Below are 16673 nucleotides of genomic sequence, written 5' to 3' on the forward strand. Positions count from 1 at the left end.
AGTAAATATATGGCATCTTCGTTGTGTCACTCCCTTGTACAGAAGAATATATGGCATCCTATATAAATGATGATAGTCCATTGTCTATTGTCCATTGTCCATCGACTATATCTATTTAATGAAAAAACTCATTTTACTTTTTCTACTATTCGTTTCAGTTTTCGCAAATGCGCAAATTGAAAATGCTGTTCCAGCTCCTTCCAATCCCCCGAAACTTGTAAATGATTTTACCGGCGGATTTTTAACTCACGAACAGCAGGATGCTTTGGAAAAGAAACTGGTGGCATATGATGATAGCACATCTAACCAAATCGCAGTGGTAATAGTGGATGAGTTAAAAGGATATTCACGCGATGAGTATGCAATAGCTTTAGGTCGAAAGTGGGGTGTGGGTGGACAGAAAGAATTTAGTAATGGTGTTGTGATACTCGTAAATACTGGTGAAAAAGGCGATCAGCGTGGCGTATTTATCGCTACTGGTTATGGGCTCGAAGGTGTAATAACTGATTTGGTCGCTGATCAGATAGTACAACATGCTTTGCTTTCCAATTTCAGGCAGGGCAATAATTACCGCGGACTTGACCAGGCTACAACAGATATTATGGATGCGGCTTCGGGAAGATATAGCGCTCCCGAAGGTTATGGCCAAAGCCGCAAAGGTGGAAAAGTTTCAGGGTTGCTACTTGCAGGGTTTATCATCATAATCATTATCATCATAATCAGTCGCAGAGGTGGCGGCGGAGGTGGAGGCTATGTCTCGCGCCGCGGTTACCGCGGAGGTTGGAATGGTCCCGTTATATTTCCAGGAGGCTGGGGCGGCGGTGGCAACAGTGGTGGCGGTGGCTGGTCCGGTGGAGGCGGTTTTGGTGGATTCGGAGGCGGTGGATTTGGCGGCGGCGGAGCCGGCGGAAGTTGGTAAAAACCTTTTTAACTTTTAAACTTTTCAACTACTCATACTTTTAGTATAAATTTGCCTGCAAGAAAAATTACATACGTTCATGAATAGGCATTTCCTTTTTTTGGCTTTATTTACACTTGTTTCTTTTTGGAGTTTTGGTCAGGGCTATCAGGTGCAATCGAAATATTTCGTTTACCTCCAGACAGAACCAGCCCAGCCTTTCTATATAAAAATTAACGGGCAACAAATTAGTGCCAATGCTTCTGGTTATCTAATCCTTCCACAATTAAAGGACGGAGATTATAAATTGATTGTCGGTTTCCCTCAAAGTAAAACAGAAGAACAGCGTTTCGATTTTCGAATCGATTCGAAGGATAAAGGATACCTGATAAAAGATTATGGTGATGAAGGTTGGGGTTTGTTTGATTTACAAACGATGGTTGTGCAAAAAGCCATCAAAGGCAATGACAACGAGGCTGTGGCAATAAAGCAGGCACCGCTGCCAAAAGAAGAGCCTAAGCCGGAAACAGTTCCAGCCGATGGTGTATCTGATTTTACAAAAGTATTATCTCAGGCGGCAAAGGATCCAAGTTTACTTGAAAAACCTAAGCCCGCACCAGTTGAAGAAAAGCCAGTAGAACAAACACCGGTTGCTGTTGAACCTTCACCTTCAGCTGAGCCGCCTTCCCAACAAACTGGGGCATCTCAGCAAGTAGACGAAAACATAGCAAATCAGGCTGCGCAGAATCGCCCGACAGCCCAATCCGGTAACGGTGTTACTATAGTTTATGATGATAGGAATGAATCAGGTCAGGTTGATCCAATAACCATTTTTATCCCTGCTCCAAATGGTGCTGCTGCAAAAACCGAAGCGGTTAAAGAAACGCCGCCGCAAGTTGTGGAACAGAAACCTGAACCGGCACCTGCGACTGTAGAAGAGCCAGCTGCAAAAGAGAGTAATGGAGAAGCCGGTTTTACAGTCGAAGAAAAAGCACCTTTGCCTCAAAAAGAAGAGGCAACTGAACCTGCAAAAGAGCCGGTAAAAAATTCGAACGAAGCTTGCAAAAGTGTAGCAGGGGAGACTGACTTTTTGCAATTGCGCAGAGCAATGGCTTCCGAAGGTAATGATGATGAGATGATTTCAGAAGCCGCAAAGGCATTTAAATCCAAATGTTACACTACCGCACAAATAAAATATTTAAGTAGTATGTTTTTGTCTAATGCAGGCAAGTACAATTTTTTTGCGGCTGCTTATGCCCATATTTCCGATAAGGAAAATTTTGCTTCTCTTGAATCAGAAATTAAAGATGCAGGTTACAAAAGCAAATTCCAAAGCCTGATTCAATAACTATCCGAAATTCTAAATTCTAAATGTATTGCGTTATTTTTTAGAAGTTGCTTATAAGGGTACCGGGTACAGAGGGTTTCAGGTACAGCAAAATGCGCTTACAGTTCAGGGCGAAATAGAAAAAGCATTTCAAATATTGTTTTCTTCGTCCTCTCCTTCAGAGGGAGTGAAGTTGACAGGATCATCTAGAACAGATTCGGGTGTTCATGCCTGCCAAAATTTTTTTCATTTTGACTGGCCAGATGTTTTTCAACAGAAATGGATCTACAACTTAAACGCCATTCTACCAGGTGATATTGTAATCAAAAATGTTATTGAAGTAAGCGATCACGCGCATTGCAGGTTTGATGCATTAAACCGTACATATCACTATCACATCTATCAATATAAAAATCCCTTTATTGCGGACAGAGCCTATCACTATCCTTACACCTTGGATTTTGCAAAGCTCAGCGAAGCGGCATCTCTTATAAAAGGTTATACAGATTTTACTTCATTTTCCAAACGCAACACACAGGTAAAAACCTTTAATTGTAACATCTTAGAAAGTGAATGGATTGAGAAAGATGAGCAACTGATTTATATTGTTTCTGCCAATCGCTTTTTAAGAGGCATGGTAAGGGCGCTTACTGCAACTATGCTAAAAGTGGGAAGAGGCATAATATCCATCGAATCTTTCCATGATATTCTTGAATCGAAAGACTGTACCAAAGCTTATTTCGACACTCCCGCGCATGGATTGACTTTAAAAGAAGTAAGATATCAATAATCCTATTGCCACTCGAAATTTAAATTTCACTCGTGGGATAATCCATAAAAATTGAAGTTTAGTCTATTATTTTTGATATCAATCGTATTTAACTTGCATCATATAGCATGCCTCTGAGAGTTGATTCAAAGGCCGCTAATGTCTACATCATTTATTTAACCATATAGTTAATAGCTCCATGAACTATTAACTATTTGCAACTTGCTTTTATGAAGAAATTGATTGCTCTCTATATAACCGAAATTTCGATAAATGATAACCAGTTAGCATTTAAAAATCTGTATCAGCATTTTTCTTCCGGTCTCATTTCCTACGCTAATACACTACTTCGCAACACGCAATTGTCGGAAGAAGCGGTGGCCGATGTGTTTGTAAAAGTATGGGCAAATCGAAAAATGCTTCCTACTATAAACAATTTGTCTTACTATTTATACACCGCTACTAAACATACAGCGCTTAATTATTTAAGTAGTCAGAAAAAGTATAATTACCTTGCTCTGGAAGGTACAGGAGAAATTTTTAGCATACAATGTCCTGAAACTAATTCTATACAAAAAGAAAATCTTCAACAAATAGAAGCCGCTATTAATGCTTTGCCGGAAAAATGCAAGCTGGTATTCAGGCTCATTAAAGAAGAAGGGCTTCGCTATAAAGAAGTAGCAGACTTGCTTTCTCTTTCCCCTAAAACTGTAGAAGCCCATATGACACTGGCTTATCATCGTATTAGTGAGCGACTGGAAGGATTGTTAGAAGAGTTTTCTAATATTAAGAAAGCCTCAGGTTGCTGACTTAATTTTTTCCAAATTATTTTTATTTGTTCTAAGGGTTTTTGCACTCACCCGTTGTCTATATACAGTATAGGAGTTTGTTAAATGAGTAAAACCAGGTTTATTGAACTATTGGCTAAGCGTGATTCCCGCGAGATTACCCTTTTAGAACAAAAGGAATTATCCGATCTAGTTAAAGGGAACGAAGAATTGGCTCGTATAGCAGAGGCTTTTGATATTTTCAATAGTCAACATTCCGGTTTTAAACATAATGTACATTCAGACTTTGAGCACCGCTGGTTTTCTTTAAAAGAGAAACTTGAACCAGTTACGCAAGAAGTTGGTAAAACTAAAAAGCAGCGGTTCTATATCAAAACAGTAATGGTAGCGGCGTCTTTATTAGCTATTATCCTAATAGGATATACGATATTATTAAATAAAAAGCCGATTAACAATGACGAAAAAAATATTGTTGTCACCAAAAAAGGGTCGAAGTCTTATCTGCGATTACCAGATGGCACGCAAGTTTGGCTAAATAATGCTACAGAAATATCGTATGCCGAATCATTTGGGGAACGAACCCGCGAAGTAACGCTTTCTGGCGAAGCCTACTTCGATGTTGTTAAAAATCCGGCGAAGCCCTTTATTGTACATACGGCTGTTATGGACGTAACTGCATTGGGAACCGAATTTAATGTAAATGCTTATGAAAATAGTGAAAGCTCAGAAGCAACCTTGATAAATGGATCGGTTCAGGTCACTTTAAAAAAAGACCCGAATAAAAAGATCCTATTGAAGCCATTCGAAAAGATATCAGTTCAGAATAAAATTGAAATAAAGGGAGACACTTTGAAAAACGAGCTTTCGTCTGAAATTTTTTCTTTAAGTGAAATTAAAAGGGAGAAAAGTGGTTTTGACACGGACGAAGCAAAATGGGCAAAAAATAAACTTGTATTTAAAAATAATACGCTTGAGGAAATTGCTCAACAACTGTCTCGTTGGTACAATGTAGAAATAAAAATAACAGACGAGTCCTTGAAGTCACAAACATACAGTGCCGAGTTTGACAATGTTACATTGGAAGAGGTAATGGAGTCACTAATGCTGACCGGCCATTTTCACTATTCGATTAATAATAAAACAATTTTGATTACGCCATAAAAAATTTACTAACGAAATAATTGCAAAAATGAAACAAATAGAAACGTAAAGTATAGATAAAAAAGCGGAGAGTGTTTGCACCACCCGCCGCCTTAAAATGATTGAAATAACGCCTTGCACGGCATATTACCTCACCAAAATTATTCATAAAGTTATGAAGATATATCGTCGCGCCCTAAAAAAAGTACGACGTCTAAGCTCATCCAATATCTGCTATTGATGAAATTATCCGTATTTATAGTTTTGCTTACTACTTTTCAATGTGTTGCCAATAATGGCCTTGCACAAGACAGGATCAGCATTGACCTCAAAAATGCTACTATTGAGACCGTACTGAATAAAATCGCCAGTAAAAGCAATTACAATTTTGTTTATAAAGATGATATTTTACCAAACAGCATAAAATTAAATGTATTAACAAAAGATGCTGATATAGACTATGTCATGGAGAAAATATTAGCAGGTACAAAGTTGGAATATAAAAAAACAGCAGCCAATTTAATAACCATTATTGAAAAGACAGGAAAAATAGATTTTCCTCCTTCATGGGTATTACGTGGTATTGTTTTGAACGAGAAAGATGAGCCAATCATTGGCGCCACGGTAGCGGTTAAGGGCACATCTAAAACCACCTCCACGGATATTACCGGACAATTTCTATTGGAAATCGAGTCTGCAGAAGATTCTATCATCATTTCCTATCTTGGCTATAAAACCTTAAGAATTGCTGCTGGTAATAGTAAGGAAGTTACTTTTCAATTGGAACCAGACGCTGAAGCACAAAAAATGAGTGAAGTTGTGGTAGTGGGGTTTGGAGAGCAAAAAAGTCGACTGTTGTAAGTGCTGTAAGCACAATTGATGGTGAAGATCTTAGGTTTGGAGGTAGAAATCTTTCTAACAATTTGCAGGGCCAGGTTTCGGGTATTATTTCATTTCAAAGAAGTGGCGAACCGGGTTATGATAATGCAACATTCTGGATTAGGGGTGTAAGCACTTATAATGGCGTACAAAACCCGCTTATTTTAGTAGATGGTGTACCCAGAACATTTAATGACATCGATCCTAACGAAATAGAAACCTTTAGCGTGTTGAAAGATGCTGCTGCAACTGCTGTATTTGGTGCAGAGGGTGCAAATGGCGTAATTCTGGTTACCACAAAAAGAGGGAAATCGCAAAAAACAAGAATAACTTATAGAGGTGAAGCAAGTACGCTTACTCCTTTCAGAATGCCTGAATTTGTTGGTGCACCTGAATTTATGGAACTATATAATGAAACAAGGCGCAATGAGGGATTGACCGATTTTTTTACTCAGGGAAGAATAGACTCTACACGTCAACAATTAGATCCTGATCTTTATCCAGATGTTAACTGGCTTGGAGCGTTAATTAAAAATAGAACCTCAAATACGAGACACAATCTAAGTTTTAGAGGAGGTACGGAGAATGCTCGTTATTTTGTATCTACAGCTTACTATTCAGAATCGGGCATATTTCAAAATAACTCTTTATCACAGTACAGTAGCAATATTAATTTAAAGCGCTATAACCTTCGAAGTAATGTCGATTTGAACGTAACAAATACAACCTTGTTACGGATAGACTTAAGTGGACAATATCTTACTACTAATTATCCAGGATCCGGTACCGATGATATCTTTAACGTATCAAGTTTTGCGCCGCCGTATCTATATCCAATGTTTTATAGCGATGGGAAATCGGCAAGCCATCCGGTTCCAAGCGCAAACAGATCCAATCCATACAACCTTCTAAATAATTCGGGTTATACGAATGAGTATAGAACGGCACTTCAAAGTTATATAGGACTTGAGCAAAAACTTGATGCATTCACAAAAGGTTTGCGAGCTAAGGTTGGTGTTAGTTATGATTTCTCAGGAACATTTACTGCCCGCACTGGTAAGTCGGTAAGTACTTATTTTGCAACGGGAAGAGATCCTGCTACAGGAGCAATTGTATACAATAAAACCGCAAACGGCACCGGCGAATTAACTGATGGAGGCACCAGTTTTAGCACCAATAGAAATATTTACATGGAGGGTTCAATCAATTATGCTCGACTCTTTTCCAATAAGCATGATGTAACTGCGATGGGACTTGTGTACAGAAAGGAAAGCGTATTACAACAAGCCGGTATTTCTCTTGTTACCAGACTTCCTTACAGAAAAATGGCTTATGTAGGAAGATTTACCTATGCTTATGACAGACGATATTCAGCTGAGATTAATGTAGGTATTACTGGTTCTGAGCAATTTGTAAAAGGCAACAGATATGGCACGTTCCCTGCTGCGGGTTTGGCGTGGATCGTTAGTAATGAGCCTTATTACCCTCAACAGTTGAAAGACGTATTATCGAATTTTAAATTGCGCGCGTCAGTAGGTTTAACAGGAAATGACGCAACCGGTGCTGCAAGATTTTTATACCGTGGTGGTTTTATCAGCGGTACAGGTTTTTCTTTGGGATATAATTCTGGCGGCCCTTTGGGGACATTCGGTGGTTATGTTGAGGATAAGTTTGCAGCGCCAGGATTATCATGGGAGTCGGAACTTAAACAAAACTATGGGGTAGATTTAGGGTTTTTCAAAAATAAAATTAATGTGACAGTTGATTATTTTGATAATTTGAGGTCAGATATTTTATTACAAAGAGCTACCGTATCCGAAGTGGCGGGTTTTCGTCAGATGCCATGGCAAAACTATGGAAAGGTAAGTAATAAAGGATTTGATGCTTCTATTACTGCCAATCACCAGGTTGGGGATCATAATTTCGGTGCGCGGGTAAATTACACTTTTGCCAGAAATAAAACTCTGGAAAGAGATGAGGTGCCTCAATTGTATCCTTACATGAATGAAACCGGTGTAAGCTTGAACACACCTTATATTTATCAAGCAGATCGCCTATTCACCCAAGATGATTTTACAATAACTACAGATGGAAACGGGATTCAGCAATATGAATTAAAACCCAGCATTGCTTCACAACAGTTTTTTGGACCGGATGCAATGTTGCGCCCTGGAGATATAAAATATGTAGATCTTAATAGTGATGGTATTATCGATCAGTTTGACCAATCCAGACATTTGAGTAAGCCCACAACTCCGGAAGTTGTATATGGTTTCGGCGCAAGTTATGGTTATAAAGGATTTAGTATAAATGTATTCTTCGCAGGGGTTGCTAATACTCAGGCGGTTTTGGGGTCAAGTGTTCCTCAAGGCTTTTTCCCATTTAGATTTAATGTAGATGAAACCGGTGTAAGAACAATAGCGCGCGACAGATGGACAGAAGCAAATCCGTCTCAGGACGTACTATTTCCACGATTAAGAACAGGGACAAACACTAACAATGAAACTGCCAGCACCTGGTGGTTACGTGATATGTCATTCTTAAGATTAAAAAATGTAGAATTAGGTTATGAATTGCCGCAAACGATCTTGGAGCGGATTAGTATGTCTAATGCGAGAGTATATCTGATGGGCTTCAATTTAGTAACCTGGGATAAGTTAAAAATATGGGATCCGGAACAAGGTGCAGGTAATTCAGGTATGACTTATCCTCAATCCAGAACATTTACCCTTGAGTGGAACTCACACTTAAATAAATTTAGTGTAATAGATTAAAAAGATCGCTCCCACGGATGATGTTCAATTTTTTAAATGCGGACATCTGATTATTAAACGAAAAAAAATCAAATGAAATCATTTATACATAAAAATGCAATTCTGCTTAATATAGCTTTATTGTTCTTATTTGCTTCTTGCAAAAAAGATTATTTAGGCGTAGCCAATCAACTGGCTTCTGAAGTAAAAATAGATTCGGTTTTTTCCGTGCCTGCAAGTGTACGGAACTTTTACGCAAATATTTATAGCGGCATTCCCAATTCATCAGCTGTGATTTTTAATGCAACGTCTGGTGGAAGGCTTACTGCTTTAGATAATCCCTGGGCTGGACTCACGGACGAATTGAAAATTGCTCAGGGTCCAGTAAAGACTGTTGTTACAAACGGTTACAATGCCGGCAATGCTACGTTTGGCCGATGGACAGCTTTGTATCAATTAATAAGACAGGCAAATCTATTTATTCAATACGCACACGCCATTCCAAAATTAGGAGATGCTGATTATATTGATGAGTCGGAAATCAAACAAATGATTAATGCCGCTCGTTTCTTCAGAGCTTATTATCATTATATGCTATTTGAGCAATATGGACCCATACCAATCGTCGATCAGGCAATTGATCCCGAAAGTAAGGAGTTTAACTTTCCAAGAAACAGCGTTGACGAGGTAGTGGAATTTATTAAAAATGATTTAGACGCTGTTTTACCTAATCTTGCCGACATGCCCAATCCAGATTTTCCTGACGGAAGAATTGTACCTACTAAAGGTGTTGTACTTGCTGTAAAAGCTAAATTATTGGTTTATGCCGCAAGCCCTTTATTTAATGGGGGTTTTGCAGAAGCTTTGCAGCTAAGAAATCCTGATGGCAAACAGATCTTTCCTGCGGCTAATGCAACTAAATGGACAGAAGCATTGGCTGCGGTTCAGCAATTTATAGATTTTGCAAATGGCCGTTATCAGTTATACAAACGGTTTAACACCGACGGTTCTTATAATGCAAGCGAAAGTTTATACCAGCTTTTCTTTGATACAGATATGGCTACGCAAAGAGAAGTAATATGGGCGAGTCCGGTAAGTTCATGGGGTGCTGTTGGTTCTGCGGATGGAACGGAAAGGAGGCTTTCTCCAAGAAATGAAGGTGGCGGTTTTGCTTGCATTGGTGTATTGCAGGAGTTGGTCGACGCGTTTTTTATGAACGATGGATTATCTATTAAAGAATCTCCGCTTTATGATGAAACGGGTTTTACCGGAAACATATATAATATGTACCTGAAAAGGGAGCCAAGATTTTATCAAGCGGTTTTTTATCAAAACAGGCCCTGGCAAATCAGTAATAACCCTGTTCAATTCCACGCAGGCAGTCCTAATGACCAATCCAGTACCAATAACCCTTACACCGGCTATATAATGTATAAAAGAGCCGCAAGGAACGTATATAATTCCGGAACTAATCCCAAATCGGTATATAGACCTTCGGTTATTTTTCGGTTAGCTGATTTTTATTTGCTTTATGCAGAAGCGCTTAATGAAGTTAACCCAGGCGACCCAAAGGTGTTGGAGTATATTGATAAAGTACGTGAAAGAGCCGGTATCCCTAAGTTGGCGGATATTAAACCAGAGATAAAAGGAAATAAAGAGCTGCAAAGAGAGGCAATAATTGCAGAAAGAAGAGTTGAATTGTGTACTGAGGGGCAACGATATTTTGATGTTAGAAGATGGATGATTGCCGAAAGAAGCAATGACGAAGGTGGTGGACATCAGGGTGGACCTTTTACAGGCATGAACATGCAATCTCCCAGTCAGACAATAGGAGGTTACTATACAAGAACTGCATTTGAAAATAGAGCGTTTTATAGATCTATGTATTTATACCCGATTCCATTGGCAGAGGTTCAAAAAAGTAAAGGCCAGCTATTGGTACAAAACCCCGGTTGGTAATAGAGAATAACGATTACTCGCCATTTGGAATGTAATAAATACGACTCGTTGTATAATTCCAAATGGCGGGTTTTTTTTTCGATGAAAATGGCAAAATATTGCCTTTAAATAAACTGAATAGTACTTGAGGTTTGAAAAATGAGTCATGCAATCATTCATCATCAACGATATAAGAATGAAAAAAGAAGAGAGTACTAGCATCCTAAATGACTTTTATAGTATGTTCTTATGAGATAAAATCTTGTTCTTTTAAATCTCTTCGAGTTTCAAAACGAAGCGAAAATTTTCCTGTATTCGTAGCTCTTTGTGTGTGAAACAGCATCACTCTCAATTTTTTTAAATAAAATTTCATTAAAAGTTTTGTGATGTCGTAAAGAGTTCTATATTTGCACCCCGTTAGCGAATAGCGGATAAGTTCTCTGAAAAAATCTTCTTTAAAAAGGGGATAAAGTACAAAAGGTTTCGAGGGTACATTAGTTGTATTAACTGGTGAGTAGCAGGTAGCTACGGTTCAAAAAAAGTTTTTGGATACTGGTAAAAGTTTCGAAAAAACTCCTTATCTTTGCCGTCCGTTTTTAAGGAAGCGGAAGTAGTTCTTAGAGAGGTTTTAGGGAGGTTTTGAAAAGACTAAATTTTCAAAAAAACTTTCGAAAAAATTTGGCAGATTGGAAAAAGAGTTTACCTTTGCAATCCCAATCGAAAAACAACGAGTCAAGTTGTTTAAGTTCTTCAGAAAATAGTTACAAAAGATGATATGGCGTGAGAGGCGCCAGAGTGGTTCAAACCCGCTGATATCAACAGTATCAGATGATATCCCCAGCTCCTAAAGGGAAGTAAATTGGGAATAGTTCTTAAAATATTGATGTGGTTTTAGACCTTAAGATTCATAATCTTTGACATCAGCTTTAATCATTAGCATATTAGCGCATCAGCTAATTAGCGAATTGGTTTTAAGTTCTTTGAAAATTTGGAAGCAATAGCACAATCGATTCACCTGAAGAGGTGAACACGAACAAAAGGTAAGTCAAAAGCAAGAATAATTATTCGATTTTTGACACGTTAATTTTTTTCTTTTTGAGAATTTTTAATAGTCAGTAATCAAACTCATTTACAACGGAGAGTTTGATCCTGGCTCAGGATGAACGCTAGCGGCAGGCTTAATACATGCAAGTCGAGGGGTAGAGAGGAGCTTGCTCTTCTTGAGACCGGCAAACGGGTGCGGAACACGTACACAACCTTCCTTTTAGTGGGGGATAGCCCAGAGAAATTTGGATTAATACCCCGTAACATGTTGATGTGGCATCACATTAATATTATAGTGGCAACACGCTAGAAGACGGGTGTGCGTATGATTAGGTAGTTGGCGGGGTAACGGCCCACCAAGCCTTCGATCATTAACTGGTGTGAGAGCACGACCAGTCACACGGGCACTGAGACACGGGCCCGACTCCTACGGGAGGCAGCAGTAAGGAATATTGGTCAATGGAGGAAACTCTGAACCAGCCATGCCGCGTGGAGGATGAAGGTCCTCTGGATTGTAAACTTCTTTTATAGGGGACGAAAAAAGGCCTTTCTAGGTCGACTGACGGTACCCTATGAATAAGCACCGGCTAACTCCGTGCCAGCAGCCGCGGTAATACGGAGGGTGCAAGCGTTATCCGGATTCACTGGGTTTAAAGGGAGCGTAGGTGGGTTGCCAAGTCCGAGGTGAAATCTCCGAGCTTAACTCGGAAACTGCCTTGGATACTGGTAGTCTTGAATATTGTGGAGGTTAGCGGAATATGTCATGTAGCGGTGAAATGCTTAGATATGACATAGAACACCAATTGCGAAGGCAGCTGGCTACACATATATTGACACTGAGGCTCGAAAGCGTGGGGATCAAACAGGATTAGATACCCTGGTAGTCCACGCCCTAAACTATGGATACTCGACATACGCGATAAACTGTGTGTGTCTGAGCGAAAGCATTAAGTATCCCACCTGGGAAGTACGACCGCAAGGTTGAAACTCAAAGGAATTGGCGGGGGTCCGCACAAGCGGTGGAGCATGTGGTTTAATTCGATGATACGCGAGGAACCTTACCTGGGCTAGAATGCGAGTGCCGTACCATGAAAGTGGTATTTCTAGCAATAGACACAAAGCAAGGTGCTGCATGGCTGTCGTCAGCTCGTGCCGTGAGGTGTTGGGTTAAGTCCCGCAACGAGCGCAACCCCCATCACTAGTTGCCATCAGGTAACGCTGGGAACTCTAGTGAAACTGCCGTCGTAAGACGTGAGGAAGGAGGGGATGATGTCAAGTCATCATGGCCTTTATGCCCAGGGCTACACACGTGCTACAATGGGGAGGACAAAGAGTTGCAACATAGTGATATGAAGCTAATCTCAAAAACCTTCTCTCAGTTCAGATCGTAGTCTGCAACTCGACTACGTGAAGCTGGAATCGCTAGTAATCGTATATCAGCAATGATACGGTGAATACGTTCCCGGACCTTGCACACACCGCCCGTCAAGCCATGAAAGCCGGGTGTACCTAAAGTCGGTAACCGTAAGGAGCTGCCTAGGGTAAAACTGGTAATTGGGGCTAAGTCGTAACAAGGTAGCCGTATCGGAAGGTGCGGCTGGAATACCTCCTTTTTAGAGCAAGTACTTACCTGCTATTGTTTCCTTATTTTTCATTGATTTTTAAAAAGCTCTTTTAAATTTTTTAATGTAAACCCGCTGGTAAGTGGGCTATAGAAATAGATCCGTAGCTCAGCCTGGTTAGAGCACTACACTGATAATGTAGGGGCACCAGTTCAAATCTGGTCGGGTCTACAAAAAATCTTGGGGGTTAGCTCAGTTGGCTAGAGCATCTGCCTTGCACGCAGAGGGTCATCGGTTCGACTCCGATATCCTCCACAAAGTTGAAGGTGAGGTAGAGAAGAGATGACACTTCAACAAAGCAGTTCTTTTAGAGTAATGGTAATGGCTTTTAGGCCTGATGGTTCATAACCATATTATCAACTAAGATTCACACTCCCCTTTAGGGGATGGGGGTCAAAGTTCTTTGACATATTGGAAAAAATATTGTTAGGAGAGTACCTAACAAAGTTTATCGATCATAATTGTATAAATCACCATTTTTTTGGTTGGTCTGAAGCAATGTGGTCGGGTAACAACTACAACAAACTAAATAAAAAAGTCCAGCAGAGATGCTGGCCTCATATTAATTAAGTTTTATAAACTTTTTTAAAGCAATTAAGGGCGTATGGTGGATGCCTTGGGTCTGAGAGGCGATGAAGGACGTGGTAAGCTGCGAAAAGCCGGGGGAACTGCACACGAGTATTACATCCCCGGATCTCCGAATGGGACAACCTGTTACGTTGAAGACGTATCACTCAGTAATGAGAGCCAACCCGCTGAACTGAAACATCTAAGTAGGCGGAGGAAAAGAAAATAACAAATGATTCCCTAAGTAGTGGCGAGCGAACGGGGAAGAGCCTAAACCGGTGTGGCGTGCTGCACCGGGGTTGTAGGACCGCATTTAGAAAGGGTCATCAAGCTGAATTTTTGGAAAATTAAGCCATAGGGCGTGAAAGCCGCGTAAGCGTAAATTGACCTGGACGAGCGGTATCCTGAGTAGGGCGGGACCGGAGGAATCCTGCTTGAATCTGCCAGCACCATCTGGTAAGGCTAAATACTCCTCAGACACCGATAGTGAACCAGTACCGTAAGGGAAAGGTGAAAAGCACCCTAAATAAGGGAGTGAAATAGTACCTGAAACCGTACGCCTACAAGCGGTCGGAGCATCTTTATGGTGTGACGGCGTGCCTTTTGCATAATGAGCCTACGAGTTACTCCTCACTGGCGAGGTTAAGTTTTAAACAACGGAGCCGTAGCGAAAGCGAGTCCTAACAGGGCGCTTAGTCAGTGGGGGTAGACGCGAAACTTTGTGATCTATCCATGGGCAGGTTGAAGGTTAGGTAAAACTAACTGGAGGACCGAACCCGTTGACGTTGAAAAGTCTTGGGATGACCTGTGGATAGGGGTGAAAGGCCAATCAAACTGAGAGATAGCTCGTTCTCCCCGAAATGTTTTTAGGAACAGCCTCGGTTTATAAAGTCTGTTAGAGGTAGAGCTACTGATTGGGCTAGGGGCTTCACCGCCTACCAAACCCTGACAAACTCCGAATGCTAACAGATGTTTACCGGGAGTGAGGCTGTGGGCGCTAAGGTCCATGGCCGAGAGGGAAATAACCCAGAATAGCAGCTAAGGTCCCCAATGCATAGTTAAGTTAATCAAACGAGGTAGAGTTTCTATAACAGCCAGGATGTTTGCTTGGAAGCAGCAATTCATTTAAAGAGTGCGTAACAGCTCACTGGTCGAGAGGCTCTGCGCGGAAAATAATCGGGTATAAACTATGAACCGAAGCTCTATGATTGCCACTAGGTGGTATATCGGTAGGGGAGCATTGAAACTGCATCGAAGGTGTACGGCGACGTATGCTGGAGCGGTTTCAAAAGAAAATGTAGGCATAAGTAACGATAAATAAGGTGAAAAACCTTATCGCCGAAAGTCTAAGGGTTCCTGATCAACGTTAATCGGATCAGGGTTAGCCCGGTCCTTAGTCAAACCCGAAGGGGTAGACGATGGAAAGCAGGTTAATATTCCTGCGCCTGCTATGCATTAAAAGTGACGGAGCAAGGTAGCACTATAAGCTGACGGATTAGCTGAGTGGATCCTTCGGGTGAAGCGTAAGTGTGAATGTGCTTCCAAGAAAAGCGAGCATAGCAGCCGGTACCGCAAACCGACACAGGTAGACGGGATGAGTATTCTAAGGCGCTCGGGTGAGCCGTGGAGAAGGAACTAGGCAAATTGATGCTGTAACTTCGGGATAAAGCATACCTACTTCGGTAGGTCTCAGTAAAATGGTTCAACCAACTGTTTAACAAAAACATAGGGCCCTGCAAAATCGAAAGATGACGTATAGAGCCTGATACCTGCCCGGTGCTGGAAGGTTAAGGAAGGGTGTTCGTCGCAAGACAAAGCTCCTGACTGAAGCCCCAGTAAACGGCGGCCGTAACTATAACGGTCCTAAGGTAGCGAAATTCCTTGTCGGGTAAGTTCCGACCTGCACGAATGGTCTAATGAGTTGAACGCTGTCTCCTCCACGAGCCCGGTGAAATTGTAGTATCGGTGAAGATGCCGGTTACCCGCCACGGGACGGAAAGACCCCGTGAACCTTCACTATAGCTTTGCATTGATTTTGAATTACGGATGTGTAGAATAGTTGGGACGCTATGAAGCGGTGGCGCCAGCCATTGTGGAGCGGTCGTTGAAATACCAACCTTCTTTGATTTAGAATCTAATCCCTAGCGGGAAACAGTGCATGGTGGGTAGTTTGACTGGGGTGGTCGCCTCCTAAAGAGTAACGGAGGCTTGCAAAGGTTCCCTCAGTACGGTTGGTAATCGTACGCAGAGCGCATTAGTATAAGGGAGCTTGACTGTGAGGCAAACAGGCCGAGCAGGGACGAAAGTCGGCTAAAGTGATCCGGCGGTTCTGTATGGAAGGGCCGTCGCTCAAAGGATAAAAGGTACTCCGGGGATAACAGGCTGATCTCCCCAAGAGCTCATATCGACGGGGAGGTTTGGCACCTCGATGTCGGTTCGTCACATCCTGGGGCTGGAGAAGGTCCCAAGGGTTCGGCTGTTCGCCGATTAAAGTGGCACGTGAACTGGGTTCAGAACGTCGCAAGACAGTTCGGTCCCTATCTGTGGTGGGCGTTAGTAAATTGAGAGAACATGACCTTAGTACGAGAGGACCGGGTCGTACGTACCGCTGGTGTATCAGTTGTGCCGCCAGGTGCAATGCTGAGTAGCTAAGTACGGACAGGATAAACGCTGAAAGCATCTAAGCGTGAAACCTATCTCAAGATGAGTTTACTTTTAAGGGCCGTAAGAGACTATTACGTTGATAGGCTACAGGTGTAAAGGTGGTAACATCAAAGCCGAGTAGTACTAATTGCCCGTACGCTTTAATTTTATTAATTGTTAGGTACTCCTTCTAATTTTTTTATTTTCCAATATGTTAATTTATTGATGTACGAATTAAGAGTTACGATGTACGAAGTATAGTAGTATAATTGAAATTCTAAAGTTTTAAATTCTACATTCTTAAT

At 41.2% G+C, this 16673-nt stretch carries 8 protein-coding genes, 2 tRNA genes and 2 rRNA genes; all 12 read left to right on the forward strand.

The features are described from left to right. Positions 1-118 precede the first annotated feature (118 nt). A complete protein-coding gene (locus tag MKP09_RS05690; protein WP_240826821.1) occupies positions 119-919 on the forward strand; it encodes a TPM domain-containing protein in 801 nt (266 codons plus the stop codon). Positions 920-998: 79 nt separating this feature from the next. Further along, positions 999-2246 carry a DUF4476 domain-containing protein gene (locus tag MKP09_RS05695; RefSeq protein ID WP_240826822.1) on the forward strand — a complete coding sequence of 416 codons (1248 nt, stop codon included), beginning with the start codon at positions 999-1001 and terminating at the stop codon, positions 2244-2246. A gap of 28 nt (positions 2247-2274) precedes the next feature. After that, positions 2275-3015: a tRNA pseudouridine(38-40) synthase TruA gene (truA, locus tag MKP09_RS05700; RefSeq protein WP_240826823.1), complete on the forward strand. Its 741-nt coding sequence runs from the start codon at positions 2275-2277 to the stop codon at positions 3013-3015. A gap of 209 nt (positions 3016-3224) precedes the next feature. Continuing rightward, complete coding sequence (locus tag MKP09_RS05705) at positions 3225-3803, forward strand: RNA polymerase sigma-70 factor (protein WP_240826824.1); 579 nt, start codon at positions 3225-3227, stop codon at positions 3801-3803. A gap of 84 nt (positions 3804-3887) precedes the next feature. Continuing rightward, positions 3888-4943: a FecR family protein gene (locus tag MKP09_RS05710; protein WP_240826825.1), complete on the forward strand. Its 1056-nt coding sequence runs from the start codon at positions 3888-3890 to the stop codon at positions 4941-4943. A 219-nt stretch (positions 4944-5162) separates the two neighbouring features. Continuing rightward, positions 5163-5783: an STN domain-containing protein gene (locus tag MKP09_RS05715; RefSeq protein ID WP_240829304.1), complete on the forward strand. Its 621-nt coding sequence runs from the start codon at positions 5163-5165 to the stop codon at positions 5781-5783. Positions 5784-5797: 14 nt separating this feature from the next. Then, on the forward strand, positions 5798-8575 hold the full coding sequence (locus MKP09_RS05720) for a SusC/RagA family TonB-linked outer membrane protein (RefSeq protein ID WP_240829306.1): 2778 nt from the start codon (positions 5798-5800) through the stop codon (positions 8573-8575). A 72-nt stretch (positions 8576-8647) separates the two neighbouring features. Then, complete coding sequence (locus MKP09_RS05725; protein ID WP_240826826.1) at positions 8648-10513, forward strand: RagB/SusD family nutrient uptake outer membrane protein; 1866 nt, start codon at positions 8648-8650, stop codon at positions 10511-10513. 1110 nt (positions 10514-11623) lie between these two features. Further along, positions 11624-13149, forward strand: a 16S ribosomal RNA gene (locus MKP09_RS05730). 106 nt (positions 13150-13255) lie between these two features. After that, positions 13256-13329, forward strand: a tRNA-Ile gene (locus tag MKP09_RS05735). An 11-nt stretch (positions 13330-13340) separates the two neighbouring features. Further along, a tRNA-Ala gene (locus tag MKP09_RS05740) sits at positions 13341-13413 on the forward strand. A gap of 329 nt (positions 13414-13742) precedes the next feature. Then, a 23S ribosomal RNA gene (locus MKP09_RS05745) occupies positions 13743-16536 on the forward strand. Together the 16S and 23S rRNA genes with 2 tRNA genes alongside form the textbook arrangement of a ribosomal RNA operon. The last annotated feature ends 137 nt before the right edge of the window (positions 16537-16673 follow it).

Source organism: Paraniabella ginsengisoli, from assembly GCF_022513635.1.
Classification (GTDB): Bacteria; Bacteroidota; Bacteroidia; order Chitinophagales; family Chitinophagaceae; genus Niabella; species Niabella ginsengisoli.

What these genes read in the sequence shown, in the direction of transcription:
- MKP09_RS05690 (WP_240826821.1), top strand. Translation starts at nt 119, where the DNA reads ATGAAAAAACTCATTTTACTTTTTCTACTATTCGTTTCAGTTTTCGCA.
- MKP09_RS05695 (WP_240826822.1), top strand. Translation starts at nt 999, where the DNA reads ATGAATAGGCATTTCCTTTTTTTGGCTTTATTTACACTTGTTTCTTTT.
- MKP09_RS05705 (WP_240826824.1), top strand. Translation starts at nt 3,225, where the DNA reads ATGAAGAAATTGATTGCTCTCTATATAACCGAAATTTCGATAAATGAT.
- MKP09_RS05710 (WP_240826825.1), top strand. Translation starts at nt 3,888, where the DNA reads ATGAGTAAAACCAGGTTTATTGAACTATTGGCTAAGCGTGATTCCCGC.
- MKP09_RS05715 (WP_240829304.1), top strand. Translation starts at nt 5,163, where the DNA reads ATGAAATTATCCGTATTTATAGTTTTGCTTACTACTTTTCAATGTGTT.
- MKP09_RS05725 (WP_240826826.1), top strand. Translation starts at nt 8,648, where the DNA reads ATGAAATCATTTATACATAAAAATGCAATTCTGCTTAATATAGCTTTA.